At 60.4% G+C, this 16,484-nt stretch carries 14 protein-coding genes; 9 read left to right on the forward strand and 5 right to left on the reverse strand.

Annotated elements, in window-relative coordinates:
- The first annotated feature begins 83 nt into the window (after positions 1–83).
- Positions 84–2,669, forward strand: a complete 2,586-nt coding sequence (gene acnB, locus FSY45_RS21255) for a bifunctional aconitate hydratase 2/2-methylisocitrate dehydratase (protein WP_003063559.1) — start codon at positions 84–86, stop codon at positions 2,667–2,669.
- An 82-nt stretch (positions 2,670–2,751) separates the two neighbouring features.
- Here the strand turns inward: acnB and FSY45_RS21260 are convergent, their stop codons facing one another.
- Positions 2,752–3,591 carry a helix-turn-helix domain-containing protein gene (locus FSY45_RS21260; protein ID WP_046462711.1) on the reverse strand — a complete coding sequence of 280 codons (840 nt, stop codon included), beginning with the start codon at positions 3,589–3,591 and terminating at the stop codon, positions 2,752–2,754.
- A 140-nt stretch (positions 3,592–3,731) separates the two neighbouring features.
- Between FSY45_RS21260 and FSY45_RS21265 the strand changes: the two genes are divergently transcribed.
- Positions 3,732–4,154: a hypothetical protein gene (locus FSY45_RS21265; RefSeq protein ID WP_046462712.1), complete on the forward strand. Its 423-nt coding sequence runs from the start codon at positions 3,732–3,734 to the stop codon at positions 4,152–4,154.
- Positions 4,155–4,401: 247 nt separating this feature from the next.
- On the forward strand, positions 4,402–5,082 hold the full coding sequence (locus FSY45_RS21270) for a 7-cyano-7-deazaguanine/7-aminomethyl-7-deazaguanine transporter (protein WP_046462706.1): 681 nt from the start codon (positions 4,402–4,404) through the stop codon (positions 5,080–5,082).
- A 383-nt stretch (positions 5,083–5,465) separates the two neighbouring features.
- Here the strand turns inward: FSY45_RS21270 and bfr are convergent, their stop codons facing one another.
- The 3 genes from bfr to FSY45_RS21290 form a co-directional block, all read right to left on the reverse strand.
- On the reverse strand, positions 5,466–5,930 hold the full coding sequence (gene bfr / locus FSY45_RS21280) for a bacterioferritin (protein WP_003063542.1): 465 nt from the start codon (positions 5,928–5,930) through the stop codon (positions 5,466–5,468).
- A 392-nt stretch (positions 5,931–6,322) separates the two neighbouring features.
- A complete protein-coding gene (puuE, locus tag FSY45_RS21285) occupies positions 6,323–7,291 on the reverse strand; it encodes an allantoinase PuuE (RefSeq protein ID WP_148748375.1) in 969 nt (322 codons plus the stop codon).
- Positions 7,288–7,965, reverse strand: a complete 678-nt coding sequence (locus FSY45_RS21290) for a GntR family transcriptional regulator (RefSeq protein ID WP_148748376.1) — start codon at positions 7,963–7,965, stop codon at positions 7,288–7,290. Before FSY45_RS21290 ends, puuE begins: the two co-directional genes overlap by 4 nt.
- Positions 7,966–8,247: 282 nt before the next feature.
- Between FSY45_RS21290 and FSY45_RS21295 the strand changes: the two genes are divergently transcribed.
- The 4 genes from FSY45_RS21295 to FSY45_RS21305 all read left to right on the forward strand — a co-directional run bounded on the left by FSY45_RS21295 (position 8,248) and on the right by FSY45_RS21305 (position 12,370).
- Positions 8,248–8,949, forward strand: a complete 702-nt coding sequence (locus FSY45_RS21295) for a GntR family transcriptional regulator (protein ID WP_003063980.1) — start codon at positions 8,248–8,250, stop codon at positions 8,947–8,949.
- A gap of 271 nt (positions 8,950–9,220) precedes the next feature.
- On the forward strand, positions 9,221–9,508 hold the full coding sequence (locus FSY45_RS27895) for a hypothetical protein (protein ID WP_187427587.1): 288 nt from the start codon (positions 9,221–9,223) through the stop codon (positions 9,506–9,508).
- Between the two features lie 573 nt (positions 9,509–10,081).
- Positions 10,082–11,617: an NCS1 family nucleobase:cation symporter-1 gene (locus tag FSY45_RS21300; RefSeq protein ID WP_034361755.1), complete on the forward strand. Its 1,536-nt coding sequence runs from the start codon at positions 10,082–10,084 to the stop codon at positions 11,615–11,617.
- An 18-nt stretch (positions 11,618–11,635) separates the two neighbouring features.
- Positions 11,636–12,370, forward strand: a complete 735-nt coding sequence (locus tag FSY45_RS21305) for an aspartate/glutamate racemase family protein (RefSeq protein ID WP_003063973.1) — start codon at positions 11,636–11,638, stop codon at positions 12,368–12,370.
- A 157-nt stretch (positions 12,371–12,527) separates the two neighbouring features.
- Here the strand turns inward: FSY45_RS21305 and FSY45_RS21310 are convergent, their stop codons facing one another.
- The gene (locus FSY45_RS21310) at positions 12,528–13,415 is read right to left on the reverse strand and encodes a LysR family transcriptional regulator (RefSeq protein ID WP_046462005.1); all 888 of its coding nucleotides are present in this window, start codon (positions 13,413–13,415) and stop codon (positions 12,528–12,530) included.
- 250 nt (positions 13,416–13,665) lie between these two features.
- Here FSY45_RS21310 and FSY45_RS21315 point away from each other — a divergent pair, with 250 nt between their 5' ends.
- Both FSY45_RS21315 and FSY45_RS21320 read left to right on the forward strand, forming a co-directional pair.
- The gene (locus tag FSY45_RS21315) at positions 13,666–15,375 is read left to right on the forward strand and encodes an acyl-CoA dehydrogenase family protein (protein WP_046462004.1); all 1,710 of its coding nucleotides are present in this window, start codon (positions 13,666–13,668) and stop codon (positions 15,373–15,375) included.
- Between the two features lie 94 nt (positions 15,376–15,469).
- Positions 15,470–16,465 (forward strand): tripartite tricarboxylate transporter substrate binding protein, encoded by a 996-nt coding sequence (locus FSY45_RS21320; RefSeq protein ID WP_046462003.1) that lies wholly within the window; start codon positions 15,470–15,472, stop codon positions 16,463–16,465.
- The last annotated feature ends 19 nt before the right edge of the window (positions 16,466–16,484 follow it).

A 16,484-nucleotide genomic window follows, 5' to 3' on the forward strand; every position in this document is an offset into this window, starting at 1 on the left:
AGGACTGGCGTATCGCACATGCGCCAGTCCTGTAATTCGCGCTCCACGCGCAGCCTTTTTCAAAAAACCATTGGAGAGAACCCATGTTGAAAGCCTACCGTGACCATGTGGCAGAACGCGCCGCACTGGGCATCCCCCCGCTGCCTCTGGATGCCAAGCAGGTCGCAGACCTGATCGAGCTGATCAAGAATCCACCCGCCGGTGAAGATGCATTCCTGATGGATCTGCTGACCCATCGCGTGCCGCCCGGTGTGGATGATGCAGCCAAGGTCAAGGCTTCCTTCCTGGCTGCCGTGGCTCACGGCGACCTGAAGGTGGGTCTCATCTCCAAGGCCAAGGCCACCGAGCTGCTGGGCACCATGGTGGGTGGCTACAACGTTCACCCTCTGATCGAGCTGCTGGACGATGCCGAAGTGGCTGGCGTGGCTGCCGACGCGCTGAAGAAGACATTGCTGATGTTCGACTTCTTCAACGACGTGGCCGACAAGGCCAAGGCCGGCAATGCCAAGGCCAAGGAAGTGATGCAAAGCTGGGCCGATGCCGAGTGGTTCACTTCGCGTCCCAAGGTCGAGGAAAAGATCACCGTCACCGTCTTCAAGGTGCCCGGCGAGACCAATACCGACGACCTGTCGCCCGCTCCCGATGCCTGGAGCCGTCCCGACATTCCTCTGCACTACCTGGCCATGCTCAAGAACACGCGTCCCGACGCGGCGTTCAAGCCCGAAGAAGACGGCAAGCGTGGCCCCATGCAGTTCATCGAAGACCTGAAGAAGAAGGGCCACCTGGTTGCCTATGTGGGCGACGTGGTCGGTACCGGTTCTTCGCGCAAGTCCGCCACCAACTCCATCATCTGGGGCACGGGCGTGGACATTCCCTTTGTTCCCAACAAGCGCTTTGGCGGCGTGACGCTGGGCGGCAAGATCGCTCCCATCTTCTTCAACACGCAAGAAGACTCCGGCGCCCTGCCCATCGAAGTCGATGTTTCCAAGCTGGAAATGGGCGACGTGATCGACGTGCTGCCCTACGCCGGCAAGATCGTCAAGAACGGCGAAACCGTGGCTGACTTCCAGCTCAAGTCCGACGTGCTGCTGGACGAAGTGCAAGCAGGCGGTCGTATCAACCTGATCATCGGCCGTTCGCTGACCGCCAAGGCTCGCGAAGCCCTGGGTCTGCCCGCATCCACCGAGTTCCGCCTGCCCCAGGCGCCTGCCGCTTCCACGGCTGGCTTCACACTGGCCCAGAAGATGGTCGGCCGCGCCTGCGGTCTGCCCGAAGGTCAGGGCGTGCGCCCTGGTACCTACTGCGAACCTCGCATGACCACCGTCGGTTCGCAGGACACCACCGGCCCCATGACTCGCGACGAGCTCAAGGATCTGGCCTGCCTGGGCTTCTCCGCCGATATGGTGATGCAGTCCTTCTGCCACACAGCGGCTTACCCCAAGCCCGTGGACGTGAAGACCCATCGCGAACTGCCCAACTTCATCAGCAACCGCGGCGGCGTGGCCCTGCGTCCTGGTGACGGCGTGATCCACAGCTGGCTCAACCGCCTGCTGCTGCCCGACACCGTGGGTACCGGTGGTGACTCGCACACCCGTTTCCCCATCGGCATCTCCTTCCCCGCAGGCTCCGGTCTGGTGGCCTTCGGTGCCGCGACCGGCGTGATGCCTCTGGACATGCCCGAATCGGTGCTGGTGCGCTTCAAGGGCGAAATGCAGCCTGGCGTGACTCTGCGCGATCTGGTGCACGCGATTCCCTTGTACGCCATCAAGCAAGGTCTGCTGACGGTTGCCAAGGCCGGCAAGATCAACGAATTCTCGGGTCGCATCCTGGAAATCGAAGGCCTGCCAGATCTGAAGGTTGAACAAGCGTTTGAGCTGTCCGACGCTTCTGCCGAGCGCTCTGCCGCCGGTTGCACGATCAAGCTCAACCCCGAGCCCATCAAGGAATACCTGACATCGAACATCGTTCTGATGAAGAACATGATCGCTGACGGTTACGCCGACGCCAAGACTCTGCAGCGCCGTATCGAAAAGGTCGAAGCCTGGCTGGCCAAGCCCGATCTGCTGGAAGCCGACAAGAACGCTGAGTACGCTCACGTCATCGAAATCGACATGTCCGACATCAAGGAACCCATCGTTTGCTGCCCCAACGATCCTGATGATGCCAAGACCCTGTCTGACGTGGCCGGTGCCAAGATCGACGAAGCCTTCATCGGTTCCTGCATGACCAACATCGGTCACTTCCGCGCTGCAGCCAAGCTGCTGGGCGGCCAGCGCGACATCCCCGTCAAGCTGTGGGTGGCTCCTCCCACCAAGATGGACCAGGACGAGCTGATCAAGGAAGGTCACTACTCTGCCTTCGGCACTGCCGGTGCCCGTACAGAAATGCCCGGCTGCTCGCTGTGCATGGGTAACCAGGCTCAAGTGCGTGAAGGTGCGACTGTCATCTCGACTTCCACTCGTAACTTCCCCAACCGTCTGGGCAAGAACACCAACGTGTATCTGGGCTCGGCCGAACTGGCAGCCATCGCTTCGCGTCTGGGTTACCTGCCTTCCAAGGAAGAGTACCTGAAGGAAATGGGCGTGATCGATGCCGACAAGGCTTCCGTCTATCGCTACATGAACTTCAACGAAATCGCCGAGTACGCTGAAGTGGCGGCCAAGATCTAAGCGCTCAGGCGCCAGATGACAGGGCCTTCAAGGGCCCGGCCCCAAAGCCCGCAGGATGCAAGTCCTGCGGGCTTTTTGCTTTTCAGGCCCTGCGCCTGGCCTGCAGCCGTTGCAGCGCCCGCTGTGTCTCGGCATCTGCCGGGAAGAACGATTCGACGGCCAGCTCCTGCAGCGTCACGTCCACGGGCGTGCCGAAGATGGTGATGGTGCTGATGAAGCTCAGTGTGCCCAGATGGGTGTGCAATTCGAAGGGCACGGCGATGGGGCTGGGCAGAGGGGAGTCCTTGTCCTCGGCGAACGGATAGGCTGCGATTTCGTCATGCAGTGCCTGTAGCTCGCTGTCTGCCGTGGCGGCGATCTGCTGCTGCAGGCGGTGCAGCAAATGGGCACGCCACTGCGCGGAGTTGGCCAGGCGTGGGCCCAGTCCCTCGGGGTGCAGACTCAGGCGCAGCACATTCACGGGTGGCTCCAGCAGCCAGGGTGCCACGCCGTCCAGCAGCAGCGGCACGACGGCATTGGCAGCCACCAGGTTCCAGTGTCTATCCACGGCCAGGGCTGGGCTGGGCTCGTGGCCCTTGAGTACCAGCTCTACTGCCTGGCGCGCGGCCGCCAGATCGGGGTGGTCCAGGGGACGGGCCTGGTACATGGGGGCAAAGCCCGCAGCCACCAGCAATGCATTGCGCTCGCGCAGCGGCACCGACAGGCGCTCGGCCAGCCGCAACACCATCTCGCGGCTGGGCTGTGCACGGCCTGTTTCCACATAGCTCAGGTGACGCGTCGATATCTCGGCTTCCAGCGCCAGCCCTTGCTGGCTCAGCCGACGGTGCTGGCGCCAGTGGCGCAGGTGCTCGCCGAATGGTGAGCGTGCGCCGGGCGGCATATGAGCGGCATGAAAAGAAGAGGGGGCGGTGCTGGAGTTCATGCCCGCATCGTAGTGGCAGGCCGGACAGCAGGCCATGACCTGCGAGGTTATCGACGCTGTGCGAGCGGATGACAATCATGGGCCCCAGCAGCCGGCACAGGGCCGGCCGCAAGAACTTGCTCTCAGAACAGGAGTCTTCCATGTCCCTCTTTGCTTCTCCCCGATTTCTGCGTCTTGTGATGTGGGCCGATGCGGCCTCCTGCGCCGCCACGGGCGCGCTGCAACTGGCCTTGCAGCGGCCGCTGGCCGATCTGACGGGGCTGCCGCCTTTCCTGCTGGCAGCAACAGGTCTTTTCTTGCTGGCCTATGCATCGGCCGCAGCCTGGATGGCGCGTCGCGAGCCCCTGCCGCGCACGCTGATCGGTCTGGTGGCTCTTGGCAATCTGGGCTGGGCGCTGGGCTGCGCGGTCCTGGTGTTTGGCTCCGGCCTGGCGCTCAGTGCCTGGGGTCTGGCCTGGGTGGCGGCGCAGGCCGTCGTGGTGCTGGTCCTGGCCGATCTGCAGTGGGCAGGGCTGCGTGCCACGCGCCATGAGTCCCGTCAGGAGGCGCATCTCGCGCTTTGAATGAAGCAAAAAAGATAGCGGCTAGCGTCTGTCATTCATTGAAAGCAGGCTGATTCACTGCTGAAAACATGGATTGGCAGGCGCTACAAGCTATGCTTTTTCTTATATCCGCCATGTGTCCGAGCGGATAAGCGGGCCGGGGGAGGCAGAGATAATTCCGTACAGCATAAAATTCACGGTTGCGCCGCGCTGGCGCACTCTTCGCAACCATGGGTTCCCTCGCCCCCATCGACCAAAAAGGACTGTCATGACATCCGCTCATGCCGTGCAGACGCAAGCGTCGCGCGTGCCGTTTTACCTCTCCGTTCTCGTCGCGTTCCATATCGCGCTGGTCATCGCCAGCAACTACCTGGTGCAACTGCCCATCACGCTGCTGGGCTTTCACAGCACCTGGGGCGCCTTCAGCTTTCCGTTCATCTTTCTGGCCACCGATCTGACCGTACGCCTGATCGGCAAGACTGCGGCGCGACGCGTCATCATGCGTGCCATGTTGCCCGCGTTGGTGGTGTCCTATGTGGTGGGCGTGCTGTTCCACGAGGGCCGCTTCAATGGCTGGGAAGCGCTGCAAAGCTTCAACGGCTTTGTGTTCCGCATTGCACTGGCCAGTTTTGCCGCCTATGTGCTGGGCCAGTTGCTGGATATTCAGGTTTTTGACCGCATCCGCCAGAAAAGCCATTCCTGGTGGCTGGCTCCGGCGGCCGCGTCGGTGTTCGGCCAGGTGCTGGACACCGCGGCCTTTTTCTCGATTGCCTTCTGGCGTAGCTCCGATGCCTTCATGGCGGCCAACTGGGTGGAAATCGCCATGGTCGACTATGTCATCAAGCTGGGGGTGAGTCTGCTGCTGTTTGTTCCCGCCTATGGCGTGGTGCTGGCGGCCATCGTGCGCAGCATGAAGGTGCAGGTCACGCCCGCAACGGCAATCCGCTGAGGATGGGCGTGCAGGGCAGGCCCGGGTGCAGGGGCCTGTCCGACATGTGCATTTGCTTCGCCAGGTCCTGCTGGCAGCCGCAGCTTGTGCCTGGTTGGAGACGAAGAGCGGCAGTCCCGTATGACATCCGGTGATGGCCGAGTCGCCCGGGGGCTCTGACTTGTCGTTTGTCAACGAGTCAATGGGATGTCACAAGGGCGTGAATCTTGGTGGAGCCTCGTTCCAGAAGATGGGGGCAGGCGAGCCTTGCAAGATCGACAATCCGGCGAAGGCCGCTATGCCGCCACGGGTGATGACTATGGTTTTTGAGCCCGCCTCGAGTCCATGAAAAAGGCCGTCTATCAAGGACGGCCTCGGTATTTTTCCGCGCTGCGTTGCTGGGCTCAGGTCTGGCTTTGCAGATAGTTCTGCAGTCCGATCTTGTCGATCAGTCCCAGCTGCTTTTCCAGCCAGTAGGCGTGGTCTTCCTCGGTATCGTGCAACTGGGCCAGCAGGATGTCGCGGCTCACATAGTCGCGGTGCTGCTCGCACAGCGCCACGCCTTGTTGCAGGCCGGCACGGACTTCGTATTCGGTGTCCAGGTCCTTGCGCAACATCTCGGGAACGGTCTCGCCGGGCGTGAATTCCTTGGGACGCATGTCGGGGCGGCCGCCCAGCATCAGAATGCGGCGCAGCAGTGCGTCGGCGTGCTGGGTTTCTTCCTGCATCTCGTGGTCCAGGCGCGTGAAGAGCTTGGCGAACCCCTGGTCTTCATAGATGCGCGAGTGGGCGAAATACTGGTCGCGCGCCGCGAGCTCGCCGCGAAGCAGGTCCTTGAGGTAGTCGACGACTTCGGGATGGCCTTGCATAGTTGTTGTTCTCGGTGAGTTTTCGAAGCCTGAAGTATCTCGCGACCGGCTTCGGGAATCAAAGGCAGCTATCAATTCCCGAGCGCACGCGCTCTGGATGCGGGCTGTAAGCAGATGCATTCGCATTGCTTGGTGCGTATCGAGGCTGATCGCGTTCGTCCGATTCCTCGCAAGGGATGGCGATAGCACCCAGCACTTTTGGTCAGCATGGACCGATCAACGGCAAAGCAGGGACAGCACTTGGCGCACTTGGCAAGCCTCCACAGAGGCTACTCCTGCCCGCAGGGCAGGGATGCAGGGCCGCACTAGTTGCAACTGGCTGCGATGATGTCTCGAAAAATCGAGTGCCTAGCTTGCCTTCCTCAATCTCCTGGGGTTCTCGGATCGTGCGGTCAGGCCGAGACTGCTTCCTTGCAGGGGAAACGCTCGGCCCAGTGACGAGCCAAATCAATACGGCGGCACACCCACACCTTGTCGTGCTTCTGGATGTGGTCGAGGAAGCGCTGCAGCGCTGTAATCCGGCCGGGACGGCCCAGCAGTCGGCAGTGCATGCCGATGCTCATCATCTTGGGGGCGTTGTCGCCGCTGGCATTGCCCTCGGCGTACAGGACATCGAATGTGTCCTTCATGTACTGGAAGAACGGATCGGCATGCGAGTAACCCTGGGGCAGGGCAAAGCGCATATCGTTCACGTCCAGTGTGTAGGGAACGATGAGCTGCTTGTGCGTCGTGCCGTCGCTCTTGGCGACCTTCATCCAGAAAGGCAGGTCGTCGCCGTAGTAATCGCTGTCGTAGGTAAAGCGACCGGCATCGGCCACGATGCGGTGGCTGTTGGGGCTGTCGCGGCCGGTGTACCAGCCCAGGCCGTGGTCGCCGCCCGCGCCGTAGATCTCTCCAAAAATGTCCACGCATTGCTGCATGTGGGCGCGCTCGATCTCCTCGGGCACGTTCTGGTAGTGAATCCACTTCAGGCCGTGGCAGGCCACTTCGTGGCCGAGTTCGTCAAAGGCCTGGGCCAGCTCGCGATGCTTTTGCAGGGCGGTGGCCACGCCGAACACGGTCAGCGGCAGACCGCGCTTCTCGAACTCTTTCAGAATGCGCCAGACGCCGGCGCGCGAGCCGTATTCATAGATGCCGTCCATGCTCATGTGACGGGCCGGGTAGCTGGCGGGATTGAACATCTCCGACAGAAACTGCTCGCTGCCGGGGTCGCCATGCAGGATATGGTTCTCACCGCCTTCTTCGTAGTTCAGCACGAACTGAACGGCCACGCGGGCTTTGCCGGGCCATTCGGGATGGGGCGTGTTGCGGCCGTAGCCAATCAGGTCGCGTGGGTAGGAGGCGGTGGAATCGTAAGTCATAGGGATACGGATGAAAGTGCCATCGACAAATCGTGCGTTGGCAAAGTACGGTTAAAGGACAGACCTTCTTCCATGTGATCGAGGTGCAGCTGCATCAGCTGCACCGCATGTTCGGCATCGCCCGCAGCCAGTGCGGTCACGATGTCGGCATGTTCTTCGTGCGAATGTTCGGCCGCCGATGCAGACTGGTACATCAGGGTGATCAATGCGCAGCGGGAAATCAGCTCGCCCAGCAGTTGAGCCAGCACCTCGTTGCCCATGAGCTCGGCCATGCGCACATGGAAGTCGCCCAGCAGCTCGGTGCACTGGCCCACGTCATTGGCTTCCATGGCCTTCCTTTCGGCCGCCACATGCGCTTTGAGCTCCAACAAGCGGGAGGGTGTCTGCTGCGCGGCGAAATTGCGCACCATTTCGGCTTCGAGCATGCGACGCACAGCAAAGACCTGGCGCGCCTCATCCACCGAGGGCGTGGCCACAAAGGCTCCGCGCGTGGGCTCGAGCGTGATCAGCCGGTTCTGTGATGCCTGAAACAAAGCCTGGCGAACCAGAGTGCGGGAAACACCAAAATGATTGGCCAGCTTCTGTTCCGGCAACTTGGTGCCGGGCATCAGTCGATGTTCAACAATTGCTTTGGTCAGACTTTCTGCAATGGACCAGGTGAGTGAGGTTTCCATTGCTTCATCATAAATCTTGAACTCAACACTTGTATACAAGGTTGATTGTAGAAAAGCTAGGTATTCTCCCTTAAGGTATATCGGACGTTTCTTGAGGCAATCGCAGGAGAAGAAAGACGAATAGCCCGCCAGGCATATTTAACTTACGCTCTTCCTTCAGCCAGCTCCGCAACATGCTCTCTGGAGCGCAAGATTTATCACCTGCCATTGCGGGCATGGTCGAATTTATTGACGCTTCCTATCCTCAACTTCGTAACAGCTCGGTCGCATAAAATCAATTTAATGAGTACTCCAGTCATCACCAAAACCAAGATCGCCGAGCGTCTCATAGAGTCGATCCTGACAGCCAAGCTTCGTCCGGGAGAGAAACTGGGTGAACAAGACATTGCGGACTTGTTTCAGGTCAGCCGCACCCTGGTCCGCGAGGCCTTGATGCACCTTCAGACCCGGGGATTTGTGGAGGTCCGCTCCAGGGTTGGCTGGTATGTTGCAGAGCCTTCGTTTGAGGAGGCTCAGGAAACCTATGCAGCGAGGCGCGTCGTTGAGCCGGGCATGCTGCGTGATGCTGGTCAACCCTTGCAGGCAACACTGAAACGCCTGCGCAAGCACATCGCCGAAGAGCGCAAAGCCATTGCCTGTGGGGACGCAGAAGCCCGCAGCTGGCTGCTGGCCGACTTTCATATTTGCTTGGCAGAGTGTCTGGGCAATCGGTTCCTGACTTCTATGATGGTCGATCTCTCGGCACGAACAACTCTGATTTCAGATCTATACCAGTCGAAGACCGAGGCCAGAGTCTTCAATGACGATCACGCCGCCATTGTTGAGGCGCTGGCGGCTGGAGACAATCTGCGGGCTGAACAATTAATGATTGCTCACATCGATGCATTGGCATCGCGCCTTGATGAAAGCTTGATTGGTCGTCGCGGAGCACGCAACCGACTCCGCTCCATTCTGGCTCCTGAAGATTCGTCTTCAGCCAAATAGGCGTTTCAAAGTCGATGGGAGTCCTTGGCGAGATCCGGCCTGGTTGAGCCGCTCGGCCGCTTTGCCGATCTCGAGCTCCCAACACTTTGCGGCGAGCCAATATGGAGGCTTGAAGCGCTTGTCCCTACCAGGGGGCGATTGAGCTCGCCATCTGTGCCGGTGATGACTTACGCGTTCGCTGATCATGCCCGGCAGCATTTATCAAGGAGCCGCCTCGGCCCATGGTGATCATGGCTCCGGCGCTATGCCAGTTCCTCGACCAGGACCTGGAATGGCTCGCGTTGCGGATAGACGCCGGAACGGTTTCAATCAGGGCCATGAAACCACATGGATAGCCATTGCATCGTGGAATGGTCTTCCAGCAAGAATTGCCAACGCCACCGATCGCAACAAAGCGCTGGTCTCCGCATTGCCCGCCGAATGGACTATCCATCTATCTCGACTGCTGCCGCCCTTGGTGAATGCAGCTGTCATTGTCCTGCCCGGCATCGCAACTGATTTCGAAGCCATGGGAGCATCGGCGCCGATTGCTCATTGGCGGGCGATATTGCTGCGATGAATGCGGGCTGAATGCCGGCTTTGCAACAACTGAGCAGTGACTACTGGTACTCATTCCGATGTGTGACTTCGAGAGTATTTTCTATGGCCTCTTGATACGCACAGCAACCTGGCTTTGCTCAGCGCGGATCATGGAGAGGTTCATAGATGGGTATCTACGCAAAACAGCCATGATCAAAGTGTAGGTTTCAGCACCTCGCCCAGGGAAGAAATGCACGCCAGGGCTTGCTGCGCCTGCTACTGACCGTTCGTCCTCCCATCTGAGGACTCCATCGAATCAATGTCTCTGGCCGATAGAACCAGGGTTCCTACTAGCATCTTGAATTCATGTCTTGTATACATTGCATGCATGTCAGCGATGTGTTCAAAGCATTTCTGGACAAGCTTGCTGAAGCAGTGGACATGAGGCAGATTCGATTCGCTTCATAAGCATCACAGCTCTTCAGCAGCGAAAACATGGCTGCAGGCCTGCGTCGCCCGTAGCCGCTAATAACGGTAGACAAGCATGACCTGCTCAGCCGAAATGAGGTCATGGCAAAGGGGCTCCACGGAGCACCCTGATGGAAGGCGGCATATGAACAACCTAGTACTGGACACCCATGGCGAGTCATTAACCTCGGGGGCCAACACCACCAGCCCAAAGCGAGATAAAGGCTTGCCGGCCGGAGTTTCTCCGGCGCTGTACAACCACGATCTGGCACCTACCTCGAAAGAGGGGCGTACCTGGGGGAGCTACAGCCTGTTCACTCTTTGGGCCAACGATGTACACAGCCTCGGCAACTACGCGTTTGCCATCGGTCTTTTCACGCTTGGGCTGGGAGGACACCAGATTCTGATGGCGCTTCTGCTGGGTGCGGCATTTCTGTTCGTGCTGCTGTCCCTCTCGGGCTTTATGGGGACCCGTACAGGGATTCCCTTTCCGGTGATGAGCCGCATCAGCTTTGGTACACGCGGTGCGCAGATTCCAGCATTGATCCGCGGCGGAGTCGCCATTGCGTGGTTCGGCATTCAAACCTACCTGGCATCCATGGTCCTCGACGTGATGCTGATCACGCTGTTTCCCGGCTTGCAGTCGCTCAAAGAGCAAGTCGTGCTGGGCCTGCCATTGCTGGGCTGGATCAGCTTTTCCATCCTGTGGGTTGTGCAGGTTCTCATTGCCTGCTGGGGCATGGAGAGCATCCGAAAGTACGAAGCCTTTGCCGGACCTGTAATTCTGTTGACTTTCATTTCCCTGGCAGGATGGATCTTCTACAGCGCCAAATGGACTCTGCATTGGTCTGCCCCATTTGCAAGCAGTGGCGGAGCCATGTGGCTGCAGATCCTGGGCGCTGCTTCGCTATGGGTGGCGATCTACGGCACCTTCGTGCTGAACTTCTGTGATTTCACACGCGCAGCCACCTCAAGCAGCGCCGTGGTGAAAGGCAATTTCTGGGGTATTCCGATCAATATGCTGATCTTCGGCTTGATCGTGGTCATCCTGACAGGCGGCCAGCTTGCCATCGATGGCACGCTGATTCAAAGCCCGACCGACATCGTCCAGAACATTCCCAATAAGCCGCTGTTGATGTTGGCCAGTCTTTCGCTGCTGATTTTGACCATCGCCGTGAACCTGATGGCCAATTTCGTGGCTCCTGCCCTGGCGTTGGCAAACCTCATGCCCCGGCATCTGAACTTCCGCCGGGCAGCGCTTGTCAGTGCGGTTCTCGGTTTCGTGATCCTGCCCTGGAATCTCTACAACTCTCCGCTGGTCATCGTCTACTTCCTGGGAGGGCTGGGTTCATTTCTGGGACCGCTGTTCGGCATCGTGATGGCTGACTACTGGCTGATCCGCAAACAGCGCGTGAACGTTCCGGCTCTCTATACACACGACCCTGCAGGCCCTTATCACTACCGCAATGGCATCAACCCCAAGGCAATTCAGGCCCTGATTCCTTCATCCCTGATCTCGCTGCTCTTTGCATTCCTGCCGACGCTGCAATCGCTGTCCCAGTTCTCCTGGTTCATCGCAGCCGGACTGGGTGCCTTGTTCTATTGGATGGTTGCACCGAAAGGTCTCACCTACGAAGACCAGGATGGCGAAGCCATTTCCGTAGCCTCCGCCAAACACTGAGAAGGAAAGTTGAAAATCATGCGCATTTTGATCGTGAACGTGAACACCACCGAGTCGATGACCCATGCCATTGGCATGCAAGCTCGGAAGGTTGCTGCGCCTGGAACAGAGATAGTCGCGCTGACCCCGCGCTTTGGTGCCGAATCGGTCGAGGGGAATTTTGAGAGCTATCTTGCCGCGGTAGGTGTGATGGATGCCGTGATGAGCTATGGACAACCCTTTGATGCAGTCATTCAAGCCGGCTACGGTGAACATGGCCGCGAGGGCCTGCAGGAGTTGCTGGACGTTCCCGTGGTGGACATCACCGAGGCAGCGGCCACCGCGGCCATGTTCCTGGGCCACAAATACTCGGTGGTCACGACGCTGGATCGGGCTGTGCCATTGATCGAGGATCGACTCAAGCTTGCCGGCCTGGACGAGCGCTGTGCATCGGTTCGCGCCAGCGGCATGGCTGTGCTGGAGTTGGAAACCCAACCCGAGCGCGCGGTTGAAGCGATTGTTCGTCAAGCCAGCCTTGCCGTCAGCGAAGACCATGCTGAAGTCATTTGCCTCGGCTGTGGAGGCATGGCTGAACTGGATGCCAGGATTCGTGAACTGACAGGTGTACCAGTGGTCGATGGAGTAGCCGCAGCCGTGACCATTGCCGAGTCGCTCGTGCGCCTGGGCCTGAGCACTTCCAAGGTCCGTACCTACGCTCCCCCCCGAGCCAAGCGCGTAACTGGCTTCCCATTCACTAGCCAAGTGGCAGGATGAATTGCCCGGAGTTGTGTAAATTGTCCCGGCCCCTTATTTCCATGCAAATAAGCGTTCCTTGTGAGCAGCCAATGCTATCTCGAAGAATTCGGCGGTGAAGCGTTGAAGCAGATCCGGGCAGGCCTGCCGGTCAGCGATGATGAGTCCTGACTTGGCCTCATAGTTCCGTCACGGCCTGCTGCAGGCAGGCCAGCAATGCCTGCACCAGCGGATTGGCCGGTGTACGCCGCCACATGGCGAGCATCTCTGATGATGGGTGCGATCCTTTGAGCGGGCGGAACATCAGGCGCGGCATGCCCACGCGTGTCAGCGCCTGGGGTACCAGTGCCACGCCCTGACCCAGCGAAACCAGCGAGATCACCGACAGCCAGTGCCGTACCTCGTGGCGTACTTCGGGTGCAAAGCCATGGGCCAGGCACATCTCGTAGATGCGCTGGTGATAGGTAGGCGAGACCAGGCTGGAGAACAGGATCAGACGGTCGTTTTTGAGTTCGGCCAGATCGATGGCGGCGCTGGCCTGCAGCGGGTGGCGATCGGGCAGGCAGACCACGAAAGGCTCTTCCATCAGCAGCCGGCTGGCAATTCCTTCGGGCGGCTGTATGGAGTGGACCAGGGCCATGTCCAGCCGCATTTGCTGCAGGTCCAGGATTTGCTCTGCGCTGTTGGCCTCAAGCATGTCCACGCGCACCAGGGGGTGGTCGTGCTGGAACCGCTCCAGCGCCTGTGGCAAACCGCGGTACAGGCTCGACCCCACGAAGCCCAGGCGCAGATGGCCGCGCGTGCCCTGGGCCACGTCGCGCGTTTCCTGTGCGGCCTGCTGACTCAGAGCCAATAGCTGGCGTGCCTTGTCCAGCAAATGTTCACCGGCCGCAGTCAGCCGTACGCCCTTGCTGCTGCGCTCGAACAACTGGGCCTGCAGTTCCTGCTCCAGCTGCTTGATGGCCACGGACAGCGGGGGCTGGGAGATCGACAGCCGCTGCGCCGCACGGCTGAAATGAAGTTCTTCGGCGAGGGTGACGAAGTAGTGCAGCAACCTCAGTTCCATGATTTATTGATATTTAAAAAGTATTGAGAAAGATTTTAATAATATTTGACGTGAATATATGAGGGTGCTGAAATTCGTGGCAGTCCTTGCCTCAATTGCCGGATTTGTGTGCGGTACATATCGCCTGAATTCGTCATGGCCGAACTCAGAGACGGCAAGCAAGGTAAGCCCTGTAGCGAGGTTGTCGTCCTCTTTCCGATGAGAGGGGGCTCAGCTCCTCAGGGATATTCGAATTCAGCAGGAGACGTTCATGTCCGCCAACGATAAGAGCCAGGTGCATGCCATGGCCCAGGCTGTCCGCGCTGCAGCCCATCCCGTGCCTGATCGCCACGGTGCCAATTTCTACGCCACCGATCCTGAGTTGCAGTCGCTGCTGGCGCTTTATCTGCCAGCCGATCTGCTGGCCCATCTGCAGCCCTATCTGCAGCGCATGGGTGAGCTGGCCGGTGGGCGCATCGACGAGCTGGCCGGCGTTGCCGACAGGAATCCGCCCACGCTTGAGCATCGCAGCCGCGCGGGCCAGGACAGCCAGCGCATCATCAAGCATCCAGCCTATGAAGAGCTTGAGCGCATCGCCTACGGTGAGTTCGGTCTGCAAGCCATTTCGCACCGGGAAGACATGCTGGGCTGGAGCGGCAAGATGCCGCCCATCGTCAAGTACGCACTGACCTTTCTGTTCGTGCAGTCCGAGTTCGGCCTGTGCTGCCCGTTGTCCATGACCGATTCGCTGACGCGCACGCTCAAGAAGTACGGTACCCCCGAGCTGGTGGGCAAGTATTTGCCTCAGCTGCTCTCGCTGGATTGGGAGAAGCAGGCCCAGGGCGCGATGTTCATGACCGAGCAGGCCGCAGGCTCGGACATCGCGGGCACGCTGACTATGGCCGCCCCTCAGGCCGACGGCTCCTGGCTTCTCACCGGCGACAAGTGGTTCTGTTCCAACCCCGATGCCGAGTTCGCCATGGTGCTGGCTCGTGTGGAGGGCGGGGCGCCGGGCATGAAGGGCATCTCGCTGTTTCTGCTGCCGCGTTCCCTGGACGATGGCAGCACCAATCGCTACCGCATCATCCGCCTCAAAGACAAGCTGGGCACCAAGTCCATGGCCAGCGGCGAGATCCGCATGGACGGCGCCGTGGCCTATCTCGTGGGCGAGCAGGGCCGAGGCTTTGTGCAGATGGCCGACATGGTCAACAACTCGCGTTTGTCCAACGGTGTGCGCTCCGCCGGCATGATGCGCCGCGCTGTGGCCGAGGCCGAATTCATCGCCCATGAACGCATTGCCTTTGGCAAGCGCCTGGAGCAGATGCCGCTGATGCAGCGCCAACTGGACAAGCTGCGCGTTCCCGCCGAGCAGGCGCGTACCATGGTGTTCCAGACCGCGCAGACGCTGATGCGCTCCGATGCGGGCCAGCCGGATGCCTATGCGCTGTTGCGCATTCTGACGCCGCTGATCAAGTTCCGCGCCTGCCGCGATGCACGCAAGGTCACCGGCGATGCGATGGAAGTGCGCGGCGGCTGCGGCTATATCGAGGAGTGGAGCGATCCGCGCCTGGTGCGCGATGCCCACCTAGGCTCGATCTGGGAAGGCACGAGCAACATCGTGGCGCTGGACGTGATCCGCGCCATCAAGCGCGAAGGCTCGTTACCTGTGCTGCAGCAGTATCTGCATGGCTTGCTCGATCATGCCCGCCTGGTGCCCGGTTACCGCCAGGCGCTGGAAGATGCATTGGCCCGCGCCAGCATCCTGGCTGACAGGGCCGCTCGGGACGGCGGCGAAGTGCTGGCCCGCCAGGCCGCCACAGCGCTCTACAACTGCACCACGGCCATCGCCATGGCCTGGGAAGCAGCACAGACCGGATCAAACGAGCGCCTGCGCCTGTCGCAACTGGTGCTGCTGCACCGTGTGCTGCCACGCGATCCGCTGGACGATGTGGCTGCCGTGCCGGCGCAGTGGCTGGAGTGATTGCCGGCGGCCTTGAAATAAGTAGAAGAAACCGCTGAAACGCTTCGTGAAAAGGCGTTATTGGCTCTCGGATTATTTCTGCAAGGAGACAAATATGCGCAATCACGCAAGAGAGCGCCGAAGGCTGCTGGCTGCAGCCTCGGGAGCAGTGCTGCTGGCGGCAGCCCATTCTGCCGCACAGGCTCAGGGCGACTCCTATCCGGCTCGGCCGATACGCCTGGTGGTGCCCTATGGCGCTGGCGGACCGACGGACGCGCATTTGCGGGTGGTGGCACAGCAAGCCTCGCAGCTGTTGGGACAACTGGTGGTCATAGAGAACAAGCCAGGCGCCAACGGCACGTTTGGTGCGGTGGAGCTGGCGCGGGCTCAGCCGGATGGCTACACCCTGGCGGTGCTGCCTGCCAGTGTCTATCGCGAACCGTATCTGAACCGGGTGAGCTTCGACCCCCTGAAGTTGAGCTACGTGATCGGCATGACCGACTACACCTTCGGGCTGGCTGTGCGTCGGGAAGCACCGTGGAAGAGCTGGAAGGAGTTTGCCGAAGATGCGAGCAGGCGTCCCGGCCAGATCTCCGTCGGTGCGGCTGGTCCGGTGCAAACGCCCAGCATCGTACTCAGCGAGCTGGTGCAGTCCACGGGCCTGCAGCTCAATCGCGTGCCCTACAAGGGAGACTCGGAGCAGGCCAGCGACCTGCTGGGCGGCCACATCGATGCGGGCGTGCTCTCCGGCGTAGCCTCCCAGCATATCCAGTCGGGCCGATTGCGCTACCTGGCGATGTTCACGTCCAGCCGTGTTCCGCAGTTCCCTCAGGTGCCCACTTTGAGGGAGCAGGGCGTGGACGCGGTGATCGAGTCGCCCTATGGCATTGCCGCCCCTGCCGGCCTGGCACCGGCGCGGCTGCGCATCATTCATGACGCCTTCAAGGCGGGGCTGGAGTCGGCGCAGGGGCGCAAGATCCTCGAACAACTCAATCAGCCGCTGAACTACCGCAGTCCGCAAGAGTTCGAGCAGTACGCGAGGAGCGCCTACGCACGCGAGAAGACGCGCATGGAGCGCTTCAAGGCCGTTGCCAGCGGCACCCCGCAGTGATTTTCCCAGTTCATCGGCA

The organism is Comamonas sp. Z1 (assembly GCF_008121555.1).
Classification (GTDB): domain Bacteria; phylum Pseudomonadota; class Gammaproteobacteria; order Burkholderiales; family Burkholderiaceae_C; genus Comamonas; species Comamonas thiooxydans.

What these genes read in the sequence shown, in the direction of transcription:
- acnB (WP_003063559.1), top strand. Translation starts at nt 84, where the DNA reads ATGTTGAAAGCCTACCGTGACCATGTGGCAGAACGCGCCGCACTGGGC.
- FSY45_RS21295 (WP_003063980.1), top strand. Translation starts at nt 8,248, where the DNA reads ATGAGTACTCCAGTCATCACCAAAACCAAGATCGCCGAGCGTCTCATA.
- FSY45_RS21300 (WP_034361755.1), top strand. Translation starts at nt 10,082, where the DNA reads ATGAACAACCTAGTACTGGACACCCATGGCGAGTCATTAACCTCGGGG.
- FSY45_RS21310 (WP_046462005.1), bottom strand. Translation starts at nt 13,415, where the DNA reads ATGGAACTGAGGTTGCTGCACTACTTCGTCACCCTCGCCGAAGAACTT.
- FSY45_RS27895 (WP_187427587.1), top strand. Translation starts at nt 9,221, where the DNA reads ATGGCTCGCGTTGCGGATAGACGCCGGAACGGTTTCAATCAGGGCCAT.
- FSY45_RS21315 (WP_046462004.1), top strand. Translation starts at nt 13,666, where the DNA reads ATGTCCGCCAACGATAAGAGCCAGGTGCATGCCATGGCCCAGGCTGTC.
- puuE (WP_148748375.1), bottom strand. Translation starts at nt 7,291, where the DNA reads ATGACTTACGATTCCACCGCCTCCTACCCACGCGACCTGATTGGCTAC.
- bfr (WP_003063542.1), bottom strand. Translation starts at nt 5,930, where the DNA reads ATGCAAGGCCATCCCGAAGTCGTCGACTACCTCAAGGACCTGCTTCGC.
- FSY45_RS21270 (WP_046462706.1), top strand. Translation starts at nt 4,402, where the DNA reads ATGACATCCGCTCATGCCGTGCAGACGCAAGCGTCGCGCGTGCCGTTT.
- FSY45_RS21320 (WP_046462003.1), top strand. Translation starts at nt 15,470, where the DNA reads ATGCGCAATCACGCAAGAGAGCGCCGAAGGCTGCTGGCTGCAGCCTCG.
- FSY45_RS21305 (WP_003063973.1), top strand. Translation starts at nt 11,636, where the DNA reads ATGCGCATTTTGATCGTGAACGTGAACACCACCGAGTCGATGACCCAT.
- FSY45_RS21260 (WP_046462711.1), bottom strand. Translation starts at nt 3,591, where the DNA reads ATGAACTCCAGCACCGCCCCCTCTTCTTTTCATGCCGCTCATATGCCG.
- FSY45_RS21265 (WP_046462712.1), top strand. Translation starts at nt 3,732, where the DNA reads ATGTCCCTCTTTGCTTCTCCCCGATTTCTGCGTCTTGTGATGTGGGCC.
- FSY45_RS21290 (WP_148748376.1), bottom strand. Translation starts at nt 7,965, where the DNA reads ATGGAAACCTCACTCACCTGGTCCATTGCAGAAAGTCTGACCAAAGCA.